Source organism: Streptomyces sp. SCSIO 75703 (assembly GCF_036607905.1).
GTDB lineage: Bacteria > Actinomycetota > Actinomycetes > Streptomycetales > Streptomycetaceae > Streptomyces.
The window spans coordinates 1,894,735-1,919,923 of the sequence record NZ_CP144555.1; the positions used below are offsets into that span (position 1 = coordinate 1,894,735).

17 protein-coding genes are annotated in these 25,189 nt (G+C 75.5%); 6 read left to right on the forward strand and 11 right to left on the reverse strand.

Annotated elements, in window-relative coordinates; genetic code table 11:
- Positions 1 to 7 precede the first annotated feature (7 nt).
- Entirely contained in the window at positions 8 to 1,543 is a 1,536-nt protein-coding gene (eccB, locus tag VM636_RS08105) for a type VII secretion protein EccB (RefSeq protein ID WP_030422692.1), read from the reverse strand.
- Positions 1,544 to 1,749: 206 nt separating this feature from the next.
- Here eccB and eccE point away from each other — a divergent pair, with 206 nt between their 5' ends.
- The 3 genes from eccE (at position 1,750) to VM636_RS08120 (ending at position 7,591) form a co-directional block, all read left to right on the forward strand.
- Complete coding sequence (gene eccE, locus VM636_RS08110) at positions 1,750 to 3,096, forward strand: type VII secretion protein EccE (RefSeq protein ID WP_338484193.1); 1,347 nt, start codon at positions 1,750 to 1,752, stop codon at positions 3,094 to 3,096.
- 98 nt (positions 3,097 to 3,194) lie between these two features.
- On the forward strand, positions 3,195 to 3,875 hold the full coding sequence (locus VM636_RS08115) for a hypothetical protein (protein ID WP_107091357.1): 681 nt from the start codon (positions 3,195 to 3,197) through the stop codon (positions 3,873 to 3,875).
- 302 nt (positions 3,876 to 4,177) lie between these two features.
- The gene (locus VM636_RS08120; protein WP_338484196.1) at positions 4,178 to 7,591 is read left to right on the forward strand and encodes an SCO5717 family growth-regulating ATPase; all 3,414 of its coding nucleotides are present in this window, start codon (positions 4,178 to 4,180) and stop codon (positions 7,589 to 7,591) included.
- Between the two features lie 94 nt (positions 7,592 to 7,685).
- Here the strand turns inward: VM636_RS08120 and VM636_RS08125 are convergent, their stop codons facing one another.
- The 9 genes from VM636_RS08125 to rimP form a co-directional block, all read right to left on the reverse strand.
- A complete protein-coding gene (locus tag VM636_RS08125; RefSeq protein WP_030422696.1) occupies positions 7,686 to 8,645 on the reverse strand; it encodes a bifunctional riboflavin kinase/FAD synthetase in 960 nt (319 codons plus the stop codon).
- Positions 8,646 to 8,806: 161 nt separating this feature from the next.
- On the reverse strand, positions 8,807 to 13,435 hold the full coding sequence (locus VM636_RS08130; RefSeq protein WP_338484198.1) for a trypsin-like peptidase domain-containing protein: 4,629 nt from the start codon (positions 13,433 to 13,435) through the stop codon (positions 8,807 to 8,809).
- 272 nt (positions 13,436 to 13,707) lie between these two features.
- Positions 13,708 to 14,613 carry a tRNA pseudouridine(55) synthase TruB gene (gene truB / locus VM636_RS08135; RefSeq protein WP_030422698.1) on the reverse strand — a complete coding sequence of 302 codons (906 nt, stop codon included), beginning with the start codon at positions 14,611 to 14,613 and terminating at the stop codon, positions 13,708 to 13,710.
- Positions 14,610 to 15,065, reverse strand: coding sequence for a 30S ribosome-binding factor RbfA (rbfA, locus tag VM636_RS08140; RefSeq protein WP_030422699.1), 456 nt, complete (start codon positions 15,063 to 15,065; stop codon positions 14,610 to 14,612). The genes truB and rbfA overlap by 4 nt, the downstream gene beginning before the upstream one ends.
- Before the next feature lie 34 nt (positions 15,066 to 15,099).
- Entirely contained in the window at positions 15,100 to 15,393 is a 294-nt protein-coding gene (locus tag VM636_RS08145) for a DUF503 domain-containing protein (protein ID WP_030422700.1), read from the reverse strand.
- A gap of 197 nt (positions 15,394 to 15,590) precedes the next feature.
- A complete protein-coding gene (infB, locus tag VM636_RS08150) occupies positions 15,591 to 18,599 on the reverse strand; it encodes a translation initiation factor IF-2 (protein ID WP_030422701.1) in 3,009 nt (1,002 codons plus the stop codon).
- 166 nt (positions 18,600 to 18,765) lie between these two features.
- Entirely contained in the window at positions 18,766 to 19,047 is a 282-nt protein-coding gene (locus VM636_RS08155) for a YlxR family RNase P modulator (protein WP_078856221.1), read from the reverse strand.
- 135 nt (positions 19,048 to 19,182) lie between these two features.
- On the reverse strand, positions 19,183 to 20,169 hold the full coding sequence (nusA, locus tag VM636_RS08160) for a transcription termination factor NusA (protein WP_030422702.1): 987 nt from the start codon (positions 20,167 to 20,169) through the stop codon (positions 19,183 to 19,185).
- A gap of 2 nt (positions 20,170 to 20,171) precedes the next feature.
- Positions 20,172 to 20,702, reverse strand: coding sequence for a ribosome maturation factor RimP (gene rimP, locus VM636_RS08165; protein ID WP_030422703.1), 531 nt, complete (start codon positions 20,700 to 20,702; stop codon positions 20,172 to 20,174).
- A 239-nt stretch (positions 20,703 to 20,941) separates the two neighbouring features.
- Between rimP and VM636_RS08170 the strand changes: the two genes are divergently transcribed.
- From VM636_RS08170 to VM636_RS08180, 3 genes are read left to right on the forward strand one after another with little or no spacing between them, the layout of a single operon-like run.
- A complete protein-coding gene (locus VM636_RS08170; RefSeq protein WP_030422704.1) occupies positions 20,942 to 21,499 on the forward strand; it encodes a hypothetical protein in 558 nt (185 codons plus the stop codon).
- A complete protein-coding gene (locus VM636_RS08175) occupies positions 21,496 to 21,972 on the forward strand; it encodes a ferritin-like domain-containing protein (RefSeq protein ID WP_030422705.1) in 477 nt (158 codons plus the stop codon). The genes VM636_RS08170 and VM636_RS08175 overlap by 4 nt, the downstream gene beginning before the upstream one ends.
- A gap of 40 nt (positions 21,973 to 22,012) precedes the next feature.
- Positions 22,013 to 22,921, forward strand: a complete 909-nt coding sequence (locus VM636_RS08180; RefSeq protein WP_030422706.1) for an aminoglycoside phosphotransferase family protein — start codon at positions 22,013 to 22,015, stop codon at positions 22,919 to 22,921.
- 555 nt (positions 22,922 to 23,476) lie between these two features.
- On the opposite strand, the gene VM636_RS08185 is transcribed toward VM636_RS08180, so the two are convergent.
- A complete protein-coding gene (locus tag VM636_RS08185; RefSeq protein WP_030422707.1) occupies positions 23,477 to 25,177 on the reverse strand; it encodes a proline--tRNA ligase in 1,701 nt (566 codons plus the stop codon).
- Positions 25,178 to 25,189: the final 12 nt, after the last annotated feature.

The window sequence follows — 25,189 nt, forward strand, 5'->3', positions numbered from 1 at the left end:
CCCTCCGTCAGGAGCCCTGCGGCTGGCGGGCCGCGGCGGTGGACAGTCGGGGGCCGGTGGGGAGGAACGCGGACCAGGCGGCGGGGACCGGCGCGGGCCGCACGTCGGCGTAGCCGAGGCGGGTCTGCGCCTGCTGGGCCTCCTGCTCCAGGTTCTTGCGCTCCTCCTCGGACATGCCGATGCCGGCGTCGTCGGTGGCGCTGTCGGCGTTGGACTGGAGGACGTAGCGCAGCCCGGTGTCGGTGACGAGGAAGACCGGGCCGGCGCTGGTCTCGGTGCCCTGGAACTGGCGGTAGAGCTGGCCGGAGCCGGGCGTGACGTAGGCGCTGGAGGAACCGGCGGGCAGGTCGGCGGGGAAGTCGGTGCCGGCCCAGGTGCTGAGGGTGGTGGCGCCCTTGCCGCCGACGCCGCGCAGGACGTTGCAGACGGTGTTGCGGCTGCCCTTGGCGGCCGACGCCTCGTTGACGGCCTCGGGGGTGCCCTCGGGCCAGTCGTGCTCGGTGCCGAAGGGCTTGCCCGGGACGATCGCGCCGGGGCTGGTCTCCAGTGCCTGGCCGGCCTGGCCGACCTGGGCCAGGTCCTTGCTGAACAGGAGGAGCTGGGCGACGAACGCGGAGACCGGCGCCACCCGGCCCCGCAGGACGACGTAGTACTGCTCCCGGTTGTTGTCGAACGCCTTGAGGACGGTGCCGATCCGGTCGGCGGACTCGTCGAGCCCGCCCGGGGCGCCGGCCGGTGCGCCGGGGGCGCCCTCGATGACGGGGAAGGTGATGGGGTCGCCCCGGTGGAGGGTGGCCAGCCACTCGCGGGAGACGCGCTGGGGCTCGCGTCCGGAGCCGACCACGGTGCGCAGCAGCAGTTCGAGGTCGTCGCCGCTGTCGGCCTTGTCGACCTGGTAGGCGGTGCCGCCCGCGTCGACGATGTGGCGCTTGCCGTCGGGGTCGGCGACGTAGAGCAGTTCGCCGCCGGTCAGCTTGTCCTTGCCCTCGGTCAGCCCGCGTTCGCGGTCGGCGAGGACCAGGGCGGCCTTCTGCACGGAACGCCCGCCCGCGCTGGGGCGTTCGCAGACCACCCAGCGTTTGGCGGAGCCTGCCTCCTGCGCGCTGGGCAGGCGGTCGGGGGCGTAGGGGATGCCGATGGTGACGCCGTGCCGGATCCTGCCGCTGTCGAGGAGCGATTCGCCGACGGTGACGACGTCGCCCTTGCCGGGGTCGAGCAGGAGCTTGGCGGAGGCCATGTTGAGCACCGGGTGCAACTGGACCTCGTCGCCGGTCTTGAGGACGACGTACCGGGTCGTCGACTTGCTGGCGATGATCACTTTCTCGTTGGGGGTGTCCCAGCCCTTGGGCGCCGTGGGTTTGAACATGCCCCAGGCGCCGAAGACGGCCATCACGATCACGCCGATGACGAGTCCGGGCACGACGCCGCGCAGGGGGCGCGGCGCTCCCTCCTCCGAGCCGTGCGGGGACGACTGGACGAATGCCGCGAGCAGTCGGCGCTTCGCGAAGGTGTAGGCGTTGAGCTGATCCCGCCGAGATGCCATTGGTGCGTGTCTCTCCCCGTGTCCCGCACGTGTCCGGCCCGTTGGGCGTCCGGGCGGCCCGGAGGACGTCCGTCCCCCGCCCGCCGACGTCGGACGCGGCCCCTACTATGCCTGGTGCGGTGAACGGGTAGGGTGCGTGGGCTCTCCGAGGGCCGGTGCGGTGCGCCGATCGCCGTGAGTCGTGAGCGAATTGGGGGGATGGAGTGATGGCTTCCGGGACGCGGACGCGGGGTCACGACCGGACGTCGGGCCGGGACCGGAACGCGGGCCGGGGCCGGGCGCGGGGTGCCGCCGCCGGGTCGCGGGCCGGCGGCGGGCAGGCGGCCCCGCGGGGCGGTCCGCACCTGACGGTGCGCTCGGGCCGGCCGGGCTCCTTCCGGCTGCAACGGATCGTCCTGGTGGAACTGGCCGCCGCCGTCCTCCTGGTCGGCTGGGCCCTGGGCCCGCTGGCGCTGGTGCCCGCGGCGGTCGTCGCCGTCGCCCTGGTCCTGGTCGCCTTCGTGCGCCGCCGGGGCCGCTCCCTGCCGGAGTGGGTGGCCACGGCGCGTTCGCTGCGCGCCCGGCGCAGGCGGGCCGCCTCGCTGGTGGTCCCGCCGGGCACCGAGCCGGGGCTCGCCCCGGCCGTGGAGTGCGACCCGAGCCTGCGCACCTACGCGTACGGCGGCCGGGAGCGGCGGCCGGTGGGCATCGTCGGCGACGGGACCTTCGTCACCGCCGTGGTGCGGGTGGAGGCCGACGCGACGGCCCTGCGCGCCGAGCGGGGACGGCGACCGCTGCCGCTGGCCCTGGTGCGGGACGCGCTCGACGTGGACGGCATCCGGCTGGAGTCGGCTCAGGTCGTGCTGCACACGCAGCCGGCGCCCGCGATGCACCTGCCGCGCCAGTCGGTCGCCGTCAGCAACTACGCGCCGCTCCAGGAGCAGACCGGCGCCCCGGCGGTGCGGATCACCTGGATCGCGCTCAAGGTCGACCCGGAGCTGTGCCCGGAGGCGGTGGCGGCCCGGGGCGGCGGCCTGACCGGCGCGCAGAGGTGCGTGGTGCGCGCCGCCGACCACCTCGCCAGCCGGCTCACCGGTGCCGGGTTCCGGGCCACGGTCCTGGACGAGGAGGAGCTGACCTCGGCCCTCGCCACCTCGGCCTGCGCGAACCCGCTGGTGACCGCCGAGGCGGGCCGGGCCGGCCGGCACGAGCGGCGCACCGAGGAGTCCGGCCGGAGCTGGCGCTGCGACAACCGCCGGCACACCACGTACTGGGTCCGCCGGTGGCCCCCGCTCGGCGGGTCCGACGGGCTGACGCTGCCTCAGTTCGTCGCCCGGGTCACGGCGGTGCCGGCGCTCGCCACCACCGTCAGCCTCACCCTCGCGCACGCCGACCGGCAGGAGATGTCGCTCCGCGGCCACCTGCGGGTCACCGGGCGCAGCGCCGACGAACTGACGGAGGCGCGGCGGGCGTTGGAGGCCGCCGCCCGGGAGGCGGGGGCGGCGCTGACCCGCCTGGACCGCGAGCAACTGCCCGGTGTCCTCACCACTCTGCCCCTCGGAGGTGTCCGGTGACCGCCGTGACCACGCACGCCGCCGACGTTCCGGACCCGTCCGGCGCCGACGGCCCCGCGCCGGGCCCCGGACGCGGCCGTCCACGGGTCGGCTTCGGCCTGCTCGGCCCGCGCCACGGCCGCCACACCCTGTCCGCGGCCGATCTGGACACGCTGTCGCTGCCCATCGGGGACGACGGCGTCGTCATCGGCGTGGACGCCGAGGGACAGTCGGCGGTGCTGGGGCTCAACCGGCCCACGCCGTACGAGATCGTGCTCATCGGCGGGCTGTGGACCGCCCAGGTGTGCGCGCTGCGCGCCGCGGCGACCGGCGCGCGGGTGGCGGTGGAGACCGGGCGGCCCCAGGCGTGGACGCAGATGGTGCACGCGATGGGCGGCGGCCAGAACGGGCTCGCGGTCTACGAGGTGGGCCGGGTACCGCCGTTGGGCGCCTCGGCCGGCACGCCGGTCCTGGTGGTGCGGGACTGCGGGATGCGCCCGCCCCGGGGGCGGGTCGTCTCCGGCCCCTGGAGGTCGGTGCTGACGCTGCTGCCGTACCTCAGTCCGGTCGCGCCCCGGCTGATCCGGCAGGCGCGGCTGGTCGGGGTGCAGCGGATCTCGCCGGACGAGGCCGGGGAACTGGGCCGGGTGATGGCACTGCCCGCCGGTGAGGTGGAGGCGCTGCCGACCCTTCCGGACGGGCTCACGCTGTGGTGCGCCGACCGCGACCGGCAGTACGTGATGACGCAGCCGACCGACGCGGAGGTCGGCCTTCTGGGTATGCCGCGGCGCATGGATTGACGCCTCCCGCCGACCGGATTACCCGAAAGGTGACCGGTATGGCGTGAAAGTCCTTCGTACTTGCGTGTTTTGTACCGTCGCGCGCGGGGGTGGGCGGGGGGACGGGGCCTGACGGGGCCGGGTCACTCGTGATTAGGCTGGTGTCGGACGCGACGCGAGAACCCGTGGACCGGGCGTCGGCGTCCCGCGGGGAGGGCCGGGCACCGGACGACCTCGTTCACCTTCGTCAATCTCGAACATCGTCGTACGGAAACGGTCGCCCCAGCACGGCTTGAGGGTGCTCGACCACACCAGGAGGAACTGTGAGCAGCGATCGGGACGGGGACCGCGGGGGCTGGGCGACGCCCGGCGATGACCAGCCCGACGCGGAGTCCATCGAGACGACGGGCGAGTTCACCATCGACTACGCGCCGCCCGCCTGGTACACGCAGAACGCGTCCGCCGACTCCGGGCAGGGCACGGGCTTCTCGGGGTCCGGGGGCGGTTCCTCCTCCGCCGCGTCCACTGCCGGGGGTCCGGTGCCGTCGCCGCCGGGGCCGACGCCGCCGCACGCGACCGGGGCGGGGGGTGCGTCCTCCGCCTCCGGGCCCGGTACGCCGTACGCCGCGCCCGCGCCGCCGGTCGGGGCGCCCTTCACGCCGCCCCCGCCGCCGGTCGGCGTGCCCCGGCTCCCGGTGGGCAGCGGCTTCGAACCCCAGCAGGCGGCACAGGCCGACCCGCGGGTGCCGGAGGGTGACGACACGGCGGCGGGCCAGACCGCGGGGGGCTTCCCTCTCCAGCCGCCGGCGCCCCTGACTCCCCTCACTCCCCCCGTGCCCGCCGCCGATTCCGCCCCGGGGGCCGGGACCGGCTCCGGTTTCGGCTCCGACTCCGGTTCTGGCTCTGGCTCCGGCTCCGATGAGGGGCCAGTGGCCGAGACGGGGAACGGCGACCTGGAGAGTGGCGCGACGATGCGGTTCTCCGCCCGCGCGCTGAAGCAGGAGTTCGCACGCCTCGACGCGGCGAAGGAAGCGGAGGCGGTCGCCACGGGTTCGGCCCCCGGGGCCGACGAGGCGGACGGGACGGAACCGGCCCACGGGTCGGAACCGCTTGACGCGGCGGACCGGACGGACCCCTGGGACGTGGCCGGCCGCGCCGACGCGGACGACGAGGCGCCGGAGGCGGCCGACGGGTCCGGCTCGGGTGACGGAGAGGCGAAGGGCCCCACCGGCGCCGAGGACGACGGGGCCGACGGAACCGATCCGGCCGACGGCGACGCCGGGGCCCCTCCCGCCGACGACGACACGCCGGACCCGGACCACGGCGCCGACACGGACGCGACCGAGAGCGCCGGCGCCGACGCCCGGTCCGATGTCCCCGCGGACCTCGCGGAGTCCACCGACCCGCCGGAGGCCACCTCCGACGGCACAAACACAAACACAGACACAGACCCAGACTCAGACACAGACACAGGTACAGGCACCCACGCCGACGCCGGTACGCCGGAGCGGGAGGCCGCCCCCGCGGGGGACGAGGGGCCCGCCGCCCCGGACGCCGTGCCGCCGCTGCCGCCGTCGTTCCCGGCCACGGCGCCCCCGGCCGCCGGACAGTGGCCCCCCACGGCTCCGCAGCCCGCGCCGCCGACGGCCCCGGAACAGCAGGCCGCGCCCGTACAGCAGCCTCCGTTCCAGCCGCAGGCCCCGCAGCCGGCCCCCGCCGCGTGGCATCCGCAGCCCGCCGCGCCCGTGCCGCCGCACCAGCCGCCGGCGCAGGCCGGGTACGGCTTCCCGCCCGCCGGTCCGACGCCTCCCGCGCCCCCGCAGCCGGGCGTGCCGGTGCCCGAGGCCGCCGGGTACGGCTTCCCGCACCCCGGGGTCCCGGCCCCGCAGCCCCAGGCCCCCGCGCAGCCGACCGGGTACGGCTTTCCCCAGCCCGGCGTTCCCGCCGCCCAGCCGCAGCCCCCCGCCCAGCCGACCGGATACGGCTTCCCGCCACAGGTCCCGCAGGCACCCCAGGTCCCCCAGCAGCACCAGCCGGAACAGCCCGGCCACCCCGCGCAGACGGGACCGCCCGCCCAGGGCGGTCAGCCGGGTCACGAGGCACAGCCGGGCCCGACCGCCCCGCAGGCGTCCCCGGCCGGCCAGACGCCCCAGAGCCACCCGCAGCCCGGCCCCCACCCCGGTCCGTTCCCCCAGCAGCACGTTCCTCAGCCTCCTCAGGCCCCCCAACACCCCCACCAGCAACCGCCCGTGGACCCGCGGCTCGGTGGGGCCTGGCCGCAGTCCGTGCAGCACGACCAGCGCCAGCCGACCAACCCCGCGGCGGCCCCGCTCGGTTACACGGCCGCCGTCGAACTGTCCTCGGACCGGCTGCTCAACACCAAGCGGCAGAAGGCGAAGAGCAGCCGCCCGGCGCCGGGCGGTTCGCGGTTCAAGCTGGGCGGCAAGAAGGAGGAGGCCGAGCGTCAGCGGAAGCTGGAGCTGATCCGCACCCCGGTCCTCTCCTGCTACCGCATCGCCGTGATCAGCCTCAAGGGCGGTGTCGGCAAGACGACCACGACCACCGCGCTCGGCTCCACGCTGGCCACCGAACGCCAGGACAAGATCCTCGCCATCGACGCCAACCCGGACGCCGGTACGCTCGGCCGCCGCGTGCGCCGCGAGACCGGGGCCACCATCCGCGACCTCGTCCAGGCGATCCCGTACCTCAACTCGTACATGGACATCCGGCGGTTCACCTCGCAGGCGCCGTCCGGGCTGGAGATCATCGCCAACGACGTGGACCCGGCGGTCTCCACGACCTTCAACGACGAGGACTACCGGCGCGCGATCGACGTGCTGGGCAAGCAGTACCCGATCATCCTGACCGACTCGGGCACGGGTCTGCTCTACAGCGCCATGCGCGGGGTGCTCGACCTCGCCGACCAGCTCATCATCATCTCGACGCCGTCGGTGGACGGGGCGAGCAGCGCCAGTACGACGCTGGACTGGCTGTCGGCGCACGGGTACTCCGACCTCGTCGCCCGGTCCCTCACGGTGATCTCCGGGGTCCGCGAGACCGGCAAGATGATCAAGGTCGACGACATCGTCGGTCACTTCCGCACCCGCTGCCGGGGCGTCGTGGTGGTGCCGTTCGACGAGCACCTGGCCGCGGGTGCCGAGGTCAACCTCGACATGATGCGGCCGAAGGTGCGGGAGGCGTACTTCCAGCTCGCGTCCCTGGTCGCCGAGGACTTCGTCCGCCACCAGCAGTCGCACGGCCTGTGGACGTCCGACGGCAACCCGCCGCCGGTCGCCGCCCCGCCCCTCCCGGGCCGGCCCGTCCCCGGGCAGCAGATTCCCGGACGGCCGGTTCCGGGACAGCCGGTTCCGGGACAGCCCGTGCCGGGCGCCCCCGGCCCGTACGGACCGGGTCAGCCGGGACCGTACGGCGGGGCGCCGGGTCCGTACGGCGGGGCGCCGGGTCCGTACGCCCCCCAGGCACCCCACAACCCACCTCAGCACCAAACGCCCCAGCCCCCCTCGCACCCCCAGGCAGCGCAGGCGCCTCAGGCACCCCAGGCTCCTTCGCCCGCGCACCAGCCGCAGACGCCCCACCAGCCGGGGCACCCCGGCGCACCGGCCGCGCCGCAGCCCGGTCAGCCCCATCCGCAGGCGTACCCGCCCGGCTACGGTTACCCCCAGGCGGGGCCGGGCGACCGGCCGGAGGGGCAGCCCCCTCCCCCGCCGCGGCAGTGACCCGGCGTTCCCCGAACGCCGAAGGGCGGCCGGTGCTCCTCGGCACCGGCCGCCCTTCGGCGTCGCAGGGGGTCCCGGACGGAACCCGGCGGGGCTACGCCGACGGCGCCCGCGCCGCGCCGATCAGCTCGCGGCAGCGCTGGACGTCCCGCGCCATCTGCTCCAGGAGCGCGTCGAGCGTGTCGAACGTCGCCTGCCCCCGGACGAAGGCGAGGAAGTCCACGGCCACGTGCAGCCCGTACAGGTCGAGGCCGACGCGGTCGATGGCGTACGCCTCGACCGTGCGCTCGGTGCCCTCGAACTGCGGGTTCGTCCCGACGGAGATCGCGGCCGGCATCACCTCGCCCTGGGCGTGCAGCCAGCCGGCGTAGACGCCGTCGGAAGGGATCGCGGTGTGCGGCAGGGTTTCGAGGTTGGCCGTGGGGAAGCCCATCTCCCGGCCGCGCTGCGCGCCGCGGACGACGACGCCCTCCACGCGGTGCGGGCGGCCCAGGATCTCCGCGGCGCCCCCGACGTCGCCCTCGGCGACCAGACGGCGGGTCAGGGTCGAGGAGAACGGTTCGCCGCCGCCCGCCTCGCCGCTGACGTACAGGTCGACGATCTCGACGTCGAAGTCGTAGACCCGGCCCTGCTCGGCGAGGAACTCCACGTTCCCGGCGGCCTTGTGCCCGAAGCGGAAGTTGGGGCCCTCGACGACCGCCTTGGCGTGCAGCCGGTCGACGAGGACCTTGACCACGAAGTCGGACGCCGACAGCTTCGAGAACTCGGTCGTGAAGGGCAGGATCAGCACCGCGTCCACGCCCAGGCCGGCCATCAGTTCGGCACGGCGGTGGTGCGGGGCGAGCAGCGGCGGGTGGCTGCCGGGGCGGACGACCTCGCTGGGGTGCGGGTCGAAGGTGACCACGACGGCGGGGACGCCCAGCTCGCGGGCGCGGTCCACGGTGTGCTGGATGATGAGCTGGTGCCCGCGGTGGACCCCGTCGTACGACCCGATGGTGACGACGCTGCGCCCCCAGTCCTCTGGGATGTCCTCCAAGCCACGCCAGCGCTGCACAGTGTCTGCTCCTTGTCGCAAACTCGTCGAGTCGAACCATGTCCGCGGTTGCCCAGGTTGCCTTTTTCGCAGGACTAAGGGTGCCATGCCCACCGGCTCCCGCCCGCATCGGCATGGATGCTGTGACGGGGTGCACGCGCGGGCCGGACGCCTCCGGCCGGTCAGACGGGGACGCGGGAGCCTTCGAGGTGCTCCAGGGTGCGGCGGGTGCTGGGCCCGACGAGGACCGCCCAGTCCTCGGGGGCCTCGCCGAGCCAGCCGGTCAGCCGGGTGCCGAAGGCGGGCCGGCGGCGGGCCAGGTCGACCAGGGCGCGGTCGAAGCGGGCGGCGCCCTCGGGGGTGCGGACCAGCAGCATGCCGGTGCGGTGGACGAGGGCGCGCAGGTCCGGTCCGTCGCCCCGGACGGCGGCGTGCAGCAGTGCCTCCAGGACGGCGGGGTCGTTCTCGTGGGCGAGGAGGTGCTCGCGCAGCTCGCGGCGGAGGAAGCCCGGCGCGGCCCCGCCGTCCGCGGCGAGGACGGCGGCGAGGGCGGACCGCACGGGCCCGGGGCCGCCGTCCAGCAGGCCGGTGACCAGCGGGAGGAGCACGGCGCGGGCGGCCGGTCCCCGGCCGAGGCCGCGGTCGACGTGTCCGGCGACGGTCAGCGCGGTCCCGGGCCACTCCGCCGCCGCCTCGGCGACGGTCCTGGCGACCCGGCGGGCCAGGGCGGGTGTGGTGGCGTCGAGCAGGTGGCACAGGGCCTCCGCGGCGCCGGGGCCGCGCAGCCGGCTGCGGAAGGCGTCGAGGACGGGCTCGGGGTGGGTCGCCAGGGCGGCGGCCACCGCACGCGGCGGCAGGTGCGGGTCGCCGGTGGCGAAGCGGCCGAGGGCCCGCGGCAGATGGCGGTCGCGGCTGCCGGGGTCCTGGATCAGCAGGGCGAGGGCGCCACCGTGCAGGGGGCCGCCGGCGGGGTGGGCGAGCAGGAGCAGGGCGGCGTGGCGCAACAGGGCGCGGTCCCCGGCGGTGCGGGCGTGCGGGGCGGCGCGCAGGCCGTGGACGAGGGCCGCCGCGTGCCGGTCGGGGCGGGTGCCGCGCGCCCAGCGGTCGACGGCCCGGCAGAGTGCGGCGGGCTCCTCCTCGGCGAGGACGGCGAGCAGTTCGTCGGCGCGCGGGTGCGGGCTGTCGGCCAGCACCTCGACGAGGCCGTCCAGGCGACGGTGACGGTGGGTGTGCAGGAGGGCCTGCGCGGCGGTGGCCACGGTGGCGTGGGGCGTGGCGGGCAGCGGCCGGGTGTCGTCGAACCAGCGCACGAGCAGGGGCTGCACGACGGCCGGGGCGTGGGCGAGCAGCCGGGCGACGGTGTCCAGGTGCCGGGGTCCGGGGGCGTGCGGGGGGCCGTCGGCGAGGACGAGGCGGCGCAGCAGGTCGAGGCGGGTGCTCTGGGGCAGGCGCAGGGCGGTCCAGAACCCCGGCCCGAAGGGTCCCGGCACCGCGCGCCCCGCGCCGCCGCGCTCCGCGATGCCGTCCGCGAGCAGCCGCAGCACCTCCGTGTACGGGGTGGCGTCGGGCAGCCGGACCAGCGTCCGGGCGAGCAGCCGGGCGGCCCACCAGGAGTGCGGTTCGGCGTCCAGCGCGTGCACCAGCTCTTCCAGTGTCAGGGCGAGCTGGGGGACGCCGTGCTGGCGCCCCCGGAGCAGCAGGGCCTCCGCGACGGGGCCGATGCGGTGGTGCGGGACGGGCAGGGTGCGGGCGTCGGGCGGGGTGCGGCGGTCGTGGACGAGGACGCGCAGGGCCTCGTCCAGGTCGAGGTGCGTGCCCTGGAGCCAGTCGGCCAGTTCCTCGTGGGCGAAGCGGTAGCCGCCGCCGGCGGGGACGAGGACGCCCTCGGCGAGGACGGCGGAGGCCCAGCCCGTGCCGCCGCCGAGCCGTGCCGGGGCCGGGCCCCAGGGGAACACCGCCTCGAACGCCTCCCGGTCCAGCTCGCCCTGCCCGGGGCCGAGGCTGCGCCGGGCGGCCTCGTGCACCTGTCCGGCGACCCTGGCGGCGAGCCGGCGTACGGCGGTGCCGCGCTGCCCGTTCTGCGCGGCGATGCGGGTGGCGACGCGCAGGCAGGCCAGGTCGAGCCAGGCGGCGAAGACGGTGTCCCGGTCGACGGGAGCGGTCGGGGCGGGGCCGGGGAGCGCCGCCAGGACCTCGGAGAGCAGGCGCAGGGTGAGCGGGTGGCGGCCGTCGGCGTCGGAGAGGGCGCCGTCCGGGACGCGGTGGCGTGCGCGCGCCTGCCGGGCCTCGTCCTCGCCGAGGTCACCGATCCGGACGCAGGGCGGCAGCGCGCCGGAGCCGGGCTCGGCACCGGACCAGGCGGGAGCGGGAGCGGAAGGCCCAGCACCGGACCAGGCGGGAGCGGGAGCGGAAGGCCCGGCACCGGACCAGGCGGGAGCGGGAGCGGAAGGCCCGGCACCGGACCAGGCGGGAGCGGGAGCGGAAGGCCCGGCACCGGACCAGGCGGGAGCGGGAGCGGAAGGCCCGGCACCGGACCAGGCGGGAGCGGAAGGCCCGGCGGACGGCCCCGGGGCAGCAGCCGTACGCCCCCGCCACGGCACATCCTCCACACCCGCCCAGCCAGACGCACCAGCCCGGCCACCGGCGCCGTCCGAAAACCCGTCCCGAGCCCCACCCCAGCCAGACGCACCAGCCCGGTCACCGGCACGGTCCGAGAGCCCCTCCCGGGTCCCGCCCCGGCCGGACGTACCGGCCCGGTCCTGGCTGCGGTCCCGCTCCGGCGTCCGGCCCCGGTCGGGTCCGGCGTCGGCCGGTGGCGGGGGGACGGCGCACGTCCCGCCGATACGGTCCCGCGGCGTGCCCGCGGTGTCGCCCCTCTCCGCACCGGCCGCACGGGAGCCGTTCTCGGCCGCGAGGGAAGCGTCGCCGTCCTCAGGGTGGGCATCGCCGTCCCCCGGGTGGGCGCGGTCCGGCTCCTCCTCTGCCCACGGGTCCCGTACCGCCGCCGCCCAGGGGCGGGCGTCGCCCGCTCCCTGCCCGGCCGCGAGGGCGCACGGTGTTCCGTGGGCGTGGCCGCCCAGGTCCTCCTCCGCCCAGGGATCGCGGCGGACCAGGCCGGGAACGAGCCCGTCGGCCGGCTCCTCCGCCGCCGTGTCCGGGGCCCCCGGCGCCTCCGGTCCGTCGGACCCGGTCGCGCCACCACACGGGCCCCCCTCCCGGGCCGGCGTCCGCTCTCCCTGCCCCTCCGTTCCCTCGCGGCCCTCGGCGCAGGCCGGCCGGTCCTCTCCGTCGACCGGCCCCGGGGCCTCCCCCGCCTGTTCCTCCGGCCAGGCGTGCCCGTCGGCCGGGTCCGCCCCGGCCTCCGGCAGCGGCGCCGGTCCGCCCGTCGCCGGCGCGTGCAGCAGCTCGCGGGGGAACTCGGCGCCCGCGTGCTCCCAGTACTCGGCGCGGCACGCCACTACCAGCCGGGCGCCCGTCGCGCGGAGCCACGCGGCCGTGCCCTCGGTCCACTCGGGCAGGCGGTGGGCCAGCAGCGACGGCATCTCCTCGGGGCTGTCGAGCAGAAGCAGCAGGGGGCGCCCGCCGTCCCGGGCCAGGCGGGCGAGCCGGTCGGGGCTCACGTCGCCGAGGCCGCCGGGGCGGGCTCGGTCCGAGGCGGCGACGATACGGGCGGCCCGTGCCAGCGCGCGGGCGGCGGCGTCGGCCACGGAGGTGTCGTCGTCGCGCAGGTCGGCGCCGCGCAGCCAGAGGGTGGGCGCCGGTTCCGCGCCTCGTGAGCGGCGGGCGGCGAGGGCGGCCAGTTCCGTGGTGCGCCCGGTGCCGGGGGCGCCGACGAGGCCGAGTACCGGCGCCGTGCCGTCGGTGAAGGCGGCGAACTCGCGGGCATGCGCGCTCCGTTCGACCGGCTCCACCGGGCCGGGGTGAGCGTGGGCGCCGGTCGCCGGGCCGTCCTGGCCGACGGAGGTGGCGGTGAGCTGGAGGACGCCGGCCAGGTTGAGGTCGGGGCCGTAGGCGGGGACGGTGGCCGCGTTGGTGGCGAGGAGGCCGGTGAGGGGGCCGCGGGCGGGGCGCAGCGGCACGGCGAAACCGGCGTCGCGGTGGCCGGAGCTGAGGGCGGTGCCGAGGACGCCGAGGACGGCACCGGTGGCGGCGTCGAGCACGGGGCCGCCCGCGGCGCCGCCGCCCAGGCGCAGGGCGTCCAGTCCGGAGGTGCCGACCGCCAGTTCGAGGGCGCCGAGCTGGTGGAAGCGGTCGGTGGCGGTGTAGGTGACGTCGGCGGTGCCGAGGAGGCGGGCCTCGCGCCAGCCGCCGGCGGCGATGCGCACGTAGGCGCCGGGTTCGGCGCGGTCCCGGACGGTGATGGGCAATGGGGTGAGGCTGAGGCCGTCGGCGCGGACCAGGGCGAGGCCGAGGGCGGGCAGCGGGGTCACCTCGGCGGCCGTCACGACCCGCCGGCGGTCGTCGGCGGTGCGCAGCACGAGCCGGGTCAGGCCGTCGACGGCCTCGTGGCTGGTGACGACGGTGCCGTGGTGGTCGGCGGCGAACCCGGTGCCGCGCGGGCGCCCGGCGAGGTCGTGGAGGCGGACCAGGCGGTCCTCGGGCGGGCGTCGCGCCTCCGGGACCGCCGCAGCGGCCTCCCGCCGCCCCGGGCGGTCGCCGGGGTCCGGCCCGCAAGCCTCCCGCGCGGCGCCCCGGTCCGGCTCCACCCCATGGTCCGGTCCGCAGGCTCGCGGCCCGGCGCGCCGGCCCGTCTCCCGGGAGCCCCGCCCCGCGTCGTCGTCCGCCTCCCGTGATCCGTTCCGCGACGCCATCGTCGGCCCTCCCCGCCATGCACCCGTGCTCCGGGTCCGACGGTAGGACGGTGATGATCAGCGGCAAAAGGTCCCGCGGCGAACGCGCCCCCTTCCGCTCCCCTGTTCACTCCGAGCGCCTGCCCGGTCGGGTGAACCGGAGGGGGCGGATGGATACACCTATGAGGTGGGGGAACCGAGGGGGACCCGTGGAGCGGCGGCGAGCGGTCCCCGTGACCGCCGCTCCACGGGGCGGCCCGTGCCACCCCGTGGGCCCGTGGTGCGGCGCCCGTTCAGCCGAAGACGGCCAGGCTCTTCGCCTTGCCCTTGTGCTCCTCGACGAGCGCGAGGAAGTGGCCGTCGGGCGCGTAGACGCCGACGGCGCCGGCCCCGGCGTACGTCTCGGGCATCTCCAGGCGGACGCCGTTGGCGAGCAGCCGGGCCCGCCTGGCGTCGATGTCCCAGCGGGGGAAGGCGGCTGCCGCGGCCTCCGCGACCGGCATGACGGTCAGCTCCTGCTGGAGCTGGTCGAGGGTCCGGGCCGCGTCCAGCTTGTACGGGCCGACCCGGGTACGGCGCAGCGCGGTGAGGTGGCCGCCGACGCCGAGGTCGGCGCCGAGGTCGCGGGCGAGGGCCCTGATGTACGTGCCGGAGGAGCAGACCACCGACACCACGAGGTCGAGCACCGGCGTGCCGTCGTCGGCGGTGGCCTCGCGGACGTCGTGCACGGCGAAGGAGGAGACCGTCACCGGACGGGCGGGGATCTCGAACTCCTCGCCCTCACGGGCCCGCTTGTAGGACCGCACACCGTTGATCTTGATGGCGCTGACCTTGGAGGGCACCTGCATGATGTCGCCGGTCAGCTTGGCGACGGCCGTGTCCAGGGCGCCCCGGTCCACCCGCGAGGCGTCCGTGGACGAGGTGATCTCGCCCTCGGCGTCGTCGGTGAGCGTGTTCTGTCCGAGCCGGACGGTGCCCACGTACTCCTTCTCGGTGAGGGCGAGGTGACCGAGGAGCTTGGTCGCCCGCTCCACGCCGAGGACCAGGACGCCCGTCGCCATCGGGTCGAGCGTGCCGGCGTGCCCGACGCGCCGCGTGCGGGCGATGCCCCGCATCTTGGCGACGACGTCGTGCGAGGTGAAGCCCGACGGCTTGTCGACGATGACGAGGCCGTCGGGCGTGGTGTGCTTCTCGCTCATTCGGCGGTGTCGTCCGTCTCGTCGTCCTCGGTGCCCGGCTTGCGGTACGGGTCCGCGCCGCCGGCGTACGTGGCGCCCGCGGACGCCTCGCGCACCTTGGCGTCGGACTCCCGCGCCCGGTCGAGGAGGTCCTCGATGGTGCGCGCGTTGTCCGGCAGGGCGTCCATCACGAAGGTGAGAGTCGGCGTGAACTTCACGCCCGCCGCCTTGCCGACCTCGGAGCGCAGGATGCCCTTGGCGCTCTCCAGCCCGGCCGCGGCGGCCGTCCGCTCCTCGTCGTCGCCGTACACCGTGTAGAAGACGGTCGCCTCCCGCAGGTCGCCCGTGACCCGGGTGTCCGTGATGGTGATGTGCGTGCCGAGCCGCGGGTCCTTGATCCCGCGCTGCAGCTTCTGGGCCACCACCTCCCGGATGAGGTCCGCCAGCCTTTTCGCCCGCGCGTTGTCGGCCACTGGTCCGTCTCCCGTTCTTTCCTGTCGGTCTTGTTCAGTCGTCGTCGCCGTGGAAACGCCGTCGTACCGACAGCAGTTCCACCTCGGGGCGGCCGGCGACCAGCCGTTCGCACCGGTCGAGCACGTCGGTCAGGTGCCGCGCGTCCGCCGAGACCACGGCCAGTCCGATGCCGGCCCGCCGGTACAGGTCCATGTTGTCGACCTCGGCCGCGCTCACGGCGTACTTCCGCTGGAGCTCGGCGACGATCGGGCGGACGACGGAGCGCTTCTCCTTCAGCGACCGCACGTCGCCGAGGAGCAGGTCGAAGGACAGCGTCCCCACGTACATGTGTGTGCCGGATGACCCGCCGGTACGGGATCGACGGCCCTGCCGTCGGTGCGGGCAGGGACATCACGAACGGTACCCCGAACGGGGCGCCCGCTCGACGGGGTTTCCGTGCCGTGCGGGCACCGGCGGACCGGTCCCGGACAGCGGCCGGCCGGCCGACGGGACGGGGCCCGTCGGCCGGCCGGAGCCGGGGTGTGTCACACCCGCGGCTTCTCGCGCATCTCGTACGTCGCGATGACGTCGTCGACCTTGATGTCGTTGAAGTTGCCGAGGTTGATACCGCCCTCGAAGCCTTCGCGGATCTCGGTGACGTCGTCCTTGAAGCGGCGCAGCCCGTCGATGGAGAGGTTCTCCGCGATGACCTTGCCGTCGCGCAGCAGGCGGGCCTTGGTGTTCCGCCGCACCTCGCCGGAGCGGATGAGGACACCCGCGATGTTGCCCAGCTTGGAGGAGCGGAAGACCTCGCGGATCTCCGCGGTGCCCAGCTCGACCTCTTCGTACTCGGGCTTGAGCATGCCCTTGAGGGCCGCCTCGATCTCCTCGATCGCCTGGTAGATGACCGAGTAGTACCGGACGTCCACACCCTCGCGCTCGGCCATCTGCTGTGCCCGCCCGGCGGCGCGCACGTTGAAGCCGATCACGATGGCGTCGGAGCCCATCGCCAGGTCGATGTCGGACTCCGTGACCGCACCGACGCCGCGGTGCAGGACGCGGATGTCGACCTCTTCGCCGACGTCGAGCTGGAGCAGCGAGGACTCCAGGGCCTCGACCGATCCGGACGCGTCGCCCTTGATGATGAGGTTGAGCTGCTGGACCTCGCCGGCCTTGAGCACCTTGTCCAGGTCCTCCAGCGACACGCGGCGCGTGCGCTTGGCGAACGCGGCGTTGCGCTCACGGGCGGCGCGCTTCTCCGCGATCTGACGGGCCGTACGGTCCTCGTCGACCACGATGAAGTTGTCACCGGCACCCGGGACGTTGGTCAGACCCAGCACCTGGACCGGCGTGGACGGACCCGCCTCGGCGACGTTGTTGCCGTTGTCGTCGAGCATGGCGCGCACGCGGCCGTAGGCGTCGCCCACCACCATCGTGTCGCCGACCCGCAGGGTGCCCCGCTGGACGAGGACCGTCGCCACGGCACCGCGGCCGCGGTCGAGACGGGACTCGATCGAGATGCCCTGCGCGTCCTGGGCCGGGTTGGCCCGCAGGTCGAGCGAGGCGTCCGCGGTGAGGACCACGGCCTCCAGCAGGGAGTCGATGTGCAGGCCCTGCTTGGCGGAGATGTCGACGAACATGGTCTCGCCGCCGTACTCCTCGGCCACCAGCCCGTACTCGGTGAGCTGGCCGCGCACCTTGGTCGGGTCGGCGCCCTCGACGTCGATCTTGTTGACCGCGACGACGATCGGGACGTCGGCCGCCTTGGCGTGGTTGAGCGCCTCGACCGTCTGCGGCATGACGCCGTCGTTGGCCGCGACGACCAGGATCGCGATGTCCGTCGACTTCGCACCGCGGGCACGCATGGCGGTGAACGCCTCGTGACCCGGGGTGTCGATGAAGGTGATCTTGCGGTCCTCGTCGTTGACCTCGGTCGTGACCTGGTAGGCACCGATGTGCTGGGTGATGCCACCGGCCTCGCCGGACGCGACGTTGGTCTTGCGGATCGCGTCGAGCAGCCGGGTCTTTCCGTGGTCGACGTGGCCCATGACGGTGACCACCGGCGGACGGACGACCAGGTCCTCCTCGGAGCCCTCGTCCTCGCCGAATTCGAGGTCGAAGGACTCCAGGAGCTCGCGGTCCTCCTCCTCCGGGCTGACGATCTGAACCGTGTAGTTCATCTCGCCGGCCAGCAGCTCCAGCGTCTCGTCGGAGACGGACTGGGTGGCCGTGACCATCTCGCCCAGGTTCATCATGACCGCGACGAGCGACGCCGGGTTGGCGTTGATCTTCTCCGCGAAGTCGGTGAGCGACGCACCGCGCGACAGGCGAATGGCTTCGCCGTTGCCGCGAGGCAGCATCACGCCGCCGACCGACGGGGCCTGCATGGCCTCGTACTCCTGGCGCCTCTGCCGCTTCGACTTGCGACCGCGACGCGCGGGACCGCCGGGACGGCCGAAGGCGCCCTGCGTGCCACCGCGGCCACCGGGACCACCGGGACGGCCGCCGAAGCCGGGACGGCCACCGCCGCCGGCGAAGCCACCGCCGCCGGGACGGCCGGCGAAACCGCCGCCGCCACCGGGACGACCGGCACCGCCACCGCCACCGGGACGGCCGGCGAAACCGCCGCCGCCACCGGGACGACCGCCGCCGGGGCGACCGGCACCGGCCGGACCGCGGCCGCCGGGGCCGGGACGCGGGCCGGCAGCGGGACGCTGCGGCATCATGCCCGGGTTCGGGCGCGGGCCGCCGGGACGGGGACCGCCCGGACCGGCCTGCGGACGCGGCATCGAGCCCGGCGTCGGACGGGAGCCGCCCGGAGCCTGGGGACGAGGACCGCCCTGACCGCCGGGGGCCTGCGGACGCGGACCGGCGCCGGGGGCACCGGGGCCGGGACGCGGACCGCCCTGCGGGCGCGGGGCCTGCGGACGGGCCATGCCGGCGTTGCCGCCGGAGGTGAAGGGGTTGTTGCCCGGACGGGGGCCGGAGGAACGGCCGCCGGGACGCGGCGCCGTGGCGCCGGGGCGCTGCCCGCCGCCGGGACGGCCCTGGCCGCCCTGCTGTCCCTGACCGGGCGCGGAGGGACGGGCACCGGGCTTGGGGGCGCCGGGACGCGCGCCGGGCTTGGGGCCGGACGCGGCCGGGGCGGACGGAGCCGCCGGCGGCGCGGTGAACTCCGGCGCGGCCGGAGCCGGACGGGGTGCCGGACGCGGACCCGGCGTCGGACGCGGGCCGGGGGCCGGCGCGGACGGGGCCGCGGGCTGCTGGGCGGCCGGCGGCTTGGGCGCGGCCGGACGCGGCGCGGCGGCCTTCGCCGGGCGCGCGGGCGCCGGGGCGGGCGCACCGGGCTTGGGGGCTGCCTTGCGCGGGGCGGGCTTGGCGGACCTGCCGTTGCCGCCGCCCTGGAAGGCGTCTGTCAGCTTGCGTACTACGGGCGCTTCGATCGTCGAAGACGCCGAACGGACGAATTCACCGAGTTCCTGGAGCTTGGCCATGACGACCTTGCTCTCCACGCCGAACTCCTTGGCGAGTTCGTAGACCCGGACCTTAGCCACTTCGCTCCTCTGAGGTCCGGGTTGCGTCCGGACCGTCGCTAGTTCATGGGCGTACTCATCGCGTACTCATCGAGTGCTCATCGCAATCTCGACCTGCTTTCGACTCGCGAGGTACCAGAGCCGTGCGGAGGCTTCCGCGCGGCACGTCTTCCTTACCATGTCGCTCTCAGCAACCTTGCGCCTGCTCGACGTAGTGACGCAACGCCTTTACGTCGAGCGGGCCCGGGGCGCGCAGCGCCCTCGGAAACGCCCTGCGGCGCAGTGCCTGGTCGAGGCAGAACGGGACGGGATGCACGTACGCACCCCGACCGGGCAGCGTACCGCGTGGATCGGGGACGCAGGCGCCCTCGACCGCCACGGTGCGCAGCAACTCGTTCTTGGCCGCTCGCTCCCGGCATCCCACACAGGTGCGCTCAGGGCAGGCTCGGGCGCGTGTCCGGCCAGACACAGTTCAGTCTACCTCCCCGAACCGACCTCACCCTTATGGGGCAAGAATCGAACAGTTGCCGCGTGCGAACCTGTCGTGATCTCAGCCACACGCGGCTTGGAACTATTCCCGTGCGCCCGGAATGTCCGGTGCGCGCTACTCGGCGGACTGCTCCGTGTCCGGCCGGATGTCGATGCGCCAGCCGGTCAGCCGGGCCGCCAGGCGGGCGTTCTGCCCCTCCTTGCCGATCGCCAGCGAGAGCTGGTAGTCGGGCACGGTGACCCGGGCGGAACGGGCCGCCAGGTCCACCACGTCGACCCGGGAGACCCGCGCCGGGGAGAGGGCGTTGGCCACCATCTCGGCCGGGTCGTCGGACCAGTCGACGATGTCGATCTTCTCGCCGTTCAGCTCGCCCATCACGTTCCGCACCCGGCCGCCCATGGGGCCGATGCAGGCGCCCTTGGCGTTCAGCCCGGAGCGGGTGGACCGTACGGCGATCTTCGTGCGGTGACCCGCCTCGCGGGCGATCGCGGCGATCTCGACGGACCCGTCGGCGATCTCCGGCACCTCCAGCGCGAAGAGCTTCTTCACGAGGTTCGGGTGGGTGCGCGAGAGGGTCACCGAGGGGCCGCGCACGCCCTTGGCGACGCGGACCACGTAGCTGCGCAGCCGCATGCCGTGAGGGTAGGTCTCGCCGGGCACCTGCTCCTGCACCGGCAGGATGGCCTCCAGCCTGCCGATGTCGACGAGCACGTTCTTCGGGTCGCGGCCCTGCTGGACCACGCCCGTGACGATGTCGCCCTCGCGGCCGGCGTACTCGCCGAGCGTCGCGTCGTCCTCGGCGTCGCGCAGCCTCTGCAGGATGACCTGCTTGGCGGTGGTGGCGGCGATCCGCCCGAAGTCGGACGGCGTGTCGTCGAACTCCCGTGCCTCCTGGCCCTCTTCGAGGTCCTCGGGGTCCTCCTTCGCCCACACGGTCACGTGTCCGCTCTCGCGGTCGAGCCGCACGCGCGCCTGCCGCCGGCTTCCCTCGGTACGGTGGTAGGCGATGAGGAGGGCCGACTCGATCGCCTCGACCAGCAGGTCGAAGGAGATCTCCTTCTCCCGCACCAGGCCCCGCAGGGCACTCATGTCGATGTCCACGGCTACGCCTCCTCTTCCGTCATGTCGTCGCCGTCGCCGGCGGTGTCGTTCTCGGTGGTCCTGCGGTTGAACTCGACCTGGACGCGTGCCGTGGCGATGTCGCCGAAGGCGAGTCTGCGCGTGGTGGCCTTGCGGCCCTTCACCCCGGGGACCTCCAGGTCGAGCCCGTCCTCGTCCACGGCGAGGACGCGGGCGACCAGTTCGCCGTCGTCCTGCGTGCGGAAGCGCACCAGCCGGCCGGTGGCCCGGACGTAGTGGCGGTGCTCGGTCAGGGCACGCTCCGCGCCGGGGGTGCCGACCTCCAGGGTGTACTCGCCCTCGCCCATCGCGTTGGTCTCGTCGAGCTTCGCCGAGAGCGCGCGGCTCACATCGGCGATCCGGTCCAGGTCCGCTCCGGTGTCGGAGTCGACGACGACACGCAGCACACGCTTGCGTCCGACGGAGTCCACCGCGATCTCTTCGAGGTCCAGTCCCTGGGAGCCGACGAGCGGCTCCAGAAGTGCTCGCAGCCTCTCGCTCTGGGTGGTGCTCATCCGGGTGACTCCTCGGCAGCGTCTGCTGTTGTGGGGCGGGTCGCGTGTCTGGTCAAAGGGTATCCGGTCCCGGAGGGTGTTGCCGTCCACCCGGGAGCGGCGGTGCCGATGAGGGGCACCGGGCACGGGCCCGGGTACCGTGATCACGAGTGGGCCGCGCGTCCCGTCACCGGTCGCTTCCCGTCGCCCGCCCGTCGCTCATCCGCCGCTTCCGTACGAGCCTGCCGAGGACGTCTGCCGTGCCGTTCCCCTCATCGCCGCGCGTGCCCTCGGGGCCGCGCAGAAGGAGCCTGCTCGCCTCGGCGGCCGGGGTCGCGCTGCTCGCCGGCTGCTCCGGCTCCCCGGACTCCGCCTCCGCGGGCCCGTCGGCCGCCGCGCGGGCGCGTGCGCGGGCGGCGGCCGACAGCGAGGCGCTGGCCGCCCGGTACGACGCGGTGATCGCCGCGCACCCGGGGCTCGCCGGGCGGCTGGGGCCGCTGCGGGAGGAGACGGTGCGGCACGCGGCGGCGTTCGCGGGCCCCGGGACGGCGTCGCCCACGGCCTCGCGGCCGGCCGCCTCCGCGCCGGCCTCCCCGTCGGTGTCGGCGCGGGCCGCCGGTCCGCCGGAGGACGCCTCCCCGGCCGTCCCCGCGGACGAGGAGGGTGCCCTCACCACGCTGGTCACCGCCGAACGGCAGCTCGCCGAGCGGCGGACCGCGGCGCTCCTGGACGTGCCGGGTGAACTGGCCCGGTTGCTGTCCTCGGTGGCCGCCGCCGGGGCGGCCCACGTGTACCTGCTGACGGAGGGTGTCCGGTGAGCGAGTCGGAGGACGGGCGCCTGGAGGCCCTCCAGGCGGCACTGGCCGCCGAGCACGCGGCCGTGTACGGCTACGGGGTCGTCGGCGGCCGGATCGGGGAGGGCCGGCGCACGGAGGCCCGTGCGGCGTACGACGCCCACCGGGCGCGCCGGGACGCGCTGGCCCGCGAGGTCCGCGACCTGGGCGGCCGGCCGGTCGCCGCGGCGGCCGGGTACGCGCTGCCCTTCCCGGTGCGGGACGCGGCGAGCGCGGTACGGCTGGCGGCCGAGCTGGAGGACCGGGTGGCCGGGGTCTACTCGGACCTGGTGCGGGCCGCGGACGGCGCGCGGCGGGCCGCGGCGGCCGGGGCGCTGCGCGAGGCGGCGGTCCGGGCGGTGCGCTGGCGCGGCGGCAGCGTAGCCTTCCCTGGCCTCGCCGAACGGGCCGGTACGCCGTCCGCCCCGGCGTCGCCGTCGGCGACTCCGACGCAGTGACACGTACGGGCGACCCGTACGGGAAGGGAACGGCTCGCGCATGGCTTTCGAACCGCCGCGGCGTCTGGTGAGGGCGCTCGGTGAGACGGCTCCGCAGGGCGACGACTGGCTGGCCGGCCTGGCCGCCGCGGCGCGGCGGGCCGTGGAGCGGCACGGGCTGGCCGTCGAACGCGTGCAGGTGCCCGGCGGGCGCGGCAGCCTCGTCGTCCTGGTGCGGACGGCGGACGGGACGCCCGCCGTGCTCAAGCTGGCCCCGCCCCGGGCGCGCCCGGAGAGCGAGCGGGCCGCGCTCGCCCACTGGAAGGGGCTCGGCGCGGTCAGGCTCCTGGAGGGCCCCGGTCCCGCCCCCGAGGAGGGCGTGCTGCTGCTGGAGCGGCTGCGTCCCGACGTGTCGGTACGGTCGCTGGCGGAGGCGAAGGCGCTGCTGGAGGCCGCGGGCACGCTGCGGCGGCTGTGGGTGGAGCCGCCGGACGGCCATCGTTTCGAGAGCGTCGCGGGGCGCACCGGCCGGCAGGCGGAGGCCATGCGCGCGGGCGCGGCGGACCTCCCGGAGGCGGCGCCCCTCGTCGAGGCGGCCCTCGCCGCCCGCGAGGACCTGCTGGCCTCGCCGCCCGAACGACGCCTGCTGCACGGTACGTTCCGGCAGAGCAAGGTCCTCGCCGGGGACCGCATGCCCTGGCTCGCCGTGGGGCCGGACCCGGTGGTGGGCGAGCACGCCTTCGACCTGGCACGGCTCGTACGGGACCGGGTCGAGGACCTCATCGCCCAGCCGTCGGGCGCCTCGACGACCCGCCGCCGGGTGAAGCGGCTCGCGGAGTCCTTGGACGTCGACCAGGACCGGCTGCGCGGCTGGACGCTCTTCCGCGCCGTCGAATCGGGCGTGCGGGCCCACCGCGTCGGGCGCGGACGGGACGCGGAACTGTTGCTGGAGTTCGCGGGGTGGCTGTAGGGGCGGGCGGCCGGAGCGCGTGCGACGCGCCCGGTCGGCGTGTCGCGCGCACGGGCGCCGACACGGGCATGTCCCCGGCACGCCCGGCCACCTGCTGAGCCGCAACCGTGCGTGCGACACGCCGAATCGGTGCGCCGCGCGCACGGGCGCCGACAGGCGCGCGCACCGACACGCCCGGGAGGGCGGAGGAGTTGCCCGCGTGCGGATGACACGCCCGGCCGGTGTGTCACACGCCGAAGGACCGGCACACCCACCTGCCGCGACACGCCCGGCGCTCCGAGGGAACCGCCCCCTCCTGCCGACGACACACCCGGTCGGCGTGTCGCACGACGAAAAGCCGACACGTCCTCGTGCCGACACGCCCCGCCGTCGCGGCGGACGGCCACCGGGTGGGCGACACGCGCGCACGGGTGTGTCGCCCACCCGACGGCCGGCGCCGCCACCCCCGGGTGTGTCCCCCGACTCGCCCGAGCGGCAGCAGACACCCCGCCCGGCCGCTCCCCGCTACGGCGGTGGGCGTGTCGGGCGGGGTGGGTGGGCCTGTGTCCCGTGGGGTCAGGCGGTGAGTCGGGCGATGGCCTCGTCGACGGTGACTTCCTCACGCTCGCCGGTGCGGCGGTCCTTGAGTTCGACGACGCCCTCGGCGGAGCGGCGGCCGGCGACGAGGATCTGGGGCACGCCGATCAGCTCGGCGTCGGTGAACTTGACGCCGGGGGAGACGCCGGCGCGGTCGTCGACGAGGACGCGGACCCCGGCGGCGGCCAGCTTGCCGGAGACGTCGAGGGCCAGCTCGGTCTGGAGGGCCTTGCCGGCGGCGACGACGTGGACGTCGGCGGGGGCGACCTCCTTGGACCAGACGAGGCCCTTGTCGTCGGCGTGCTGCTCGGCGAGGGCGGCGACGGCGCGGGAGACGCCGATGCCGTAGGAGCCCATGGTCACCCGGACCGGCTTGCCGTTCTGGCCGAGCACGTCCAGCTTGAGCGCGTCGGTGTACTTGCGGCCGAGCTGGAAGATGTGGCCGATCTCGATCGCGCGGTCCAGGACGAGGCCGGTGCCGCAGCGGGGGCACGGGTCGCCTTCCTGGACGACGACGACGTCGACGTACTCGTCGACCTCGAAGTCGCGGCCGGCCACGACGTTCCTGGCGTGCGTGTGCTCCTTGTTGGCACCCGTGATCCAGGCGGTGCCCGGGGCCACGCGGGGGTCGGCGACGTAGCGGACCTTCTCCAGGCCCTGCGGGCCGACGTAGCCGCGGACCAGGTCGGGGCGGCCGGTGAAGTCCTCGGCGGTGACCAGGTCGACGGCGGCCGGGGCGAAGTGGGCCTCGACCTTGCCGAGGTCGACCTCGCGGTCACCGGGCACGCCGACGGCGACGATCTCGCCGTCCACCTTGACCAGCAGGTTCTTCAGCGTGGCGGAGGCCGGGACGCCGAGGGAGGCGGCGAGGGTCTCGATGGTCGGGGTGTCCGGGGTGGGGATCTCCTCGGCGGCCGGCACGCCGTCGGCCGCCACGGGGCGCAGGGCGAAGCCGACGGCCTCGGTGTTGGCGGCGAAGTCGCAGTTCGGGCAGTCGGCGAAGGTGTCCTCGCCGGCCTCGGCGGGGGCGAGGAACTCCTCGGACCTGGAGCCGCCCATGGCACCGGCCGTCGCCGCGCAGATGCGGTAGTCGAGGCCGAGGCGCTCGAAGATCCGCTGGTAGGCGCGGCGGTGCAGGGCGTAGGACTCGCCGAGGCCCTCGTCGCTGACGTCGAAGGAGTAGGAGTCCTTCATGAGGAACTCGCGTCCGCGCAGGATGCCGGCGCGGGGGCGGGCCTCGTCCCGGTACTTGGACTGGATCTGGTAGAGGATGACCGGCAGGTCCTTGTAGGAGGACGCCTGGTCCTTCACGAGGAGGGTGAAGATCTCCTCGTGGGTGGGGCCGAGCAGGTAGTCGCCGCCCTTGCGGTCCTGGAGGCGGAACAGTTCGGGGCCGTACTCGACCCAGCGGCCGGTGGCGTCGTAGGGCTCGCGCGGCAGCAGGGCGGGGAGGAGCACTTCCTGGGCGCCGATGGCGTCCATCTCCTCGCGAACGATCCGCTCGACGTTGGCGAGGACCTTCTTGCCGAGGGGCAGCCAGCTCCAGATGCCCGCGGCGGTGCGGCGCACGTATCCGGCGCGGACCAGCAGCTTGTGGCTGAGGACCTCGGCGTCCGCCGGGTCGTCGCGCAACGTCTTCGCCATCAACTGGGACATGCGCTGGACCGGTGCGTTGGCCATGGTTCTCGTATC

What these genes read in the sequence shown, in the direction of transcription:
- eccB (WP_030422692.1), bottom strand. Translation starts at nt 1,543, where the DNA reads ATGGCATCTCGGCGGGATCAGCTCAACGCCTACACCTTCGCGAAGCGC.
- eccE (WP_338484193.1), top strand. Translation starts at nt 1,750, where the DNA reads ATGGCTTCCGGGACGCGGACGCGGGGTCACGACCGGACGTCGGGCCGG.
- VM636_RS08130 (WP_338484198.1), bottom strand. Translation starts at nt 13,435, where the DNA reads ATGGCGTCGCGGAACGGATCACGGGAGGCGGACGACGACGCGGGGCGG.
- truB (WP_030422698.1), bottom strand. Translation starts at nt 14,613, where the DNA reads ATGAGCGAGAAGCACACCACGCCCGACGGCCTCGTCATCGTCGACAAG.
- VM636_RS08145 (WP_030422700.1), bottom strand. Translation starts at nt 15,393, where the DNA reads ATGTACGTGGGGACGCTGTCCTTCGACCTGCTCCTCGGCGACGTGCGG.
- rimP (WP_030422703.1), bottom strand. Translation starts at nt 20,702, where the DNA reads ATGAGCACCACCCAGAGCGAGAGGCTGCGAGCACTTCTGGAGCCGCTC.
- VM636_RS08180 (WP_030422706.1), top strand. Translation starts at nt 22,013, where the DNA reads ATGGCTTTCGAACCGCCGCGGCGTCTGGTGAGGGCGCTCGGTGAGACG.
- VM636_RS08185 (WP_030422707.1), bottom strand. Translation starts at nt 25,177, where the DNA reads ATGGCCAACGCACCGGTCCAGCGCATGTCCCAGTTGATGGCGAAGACG.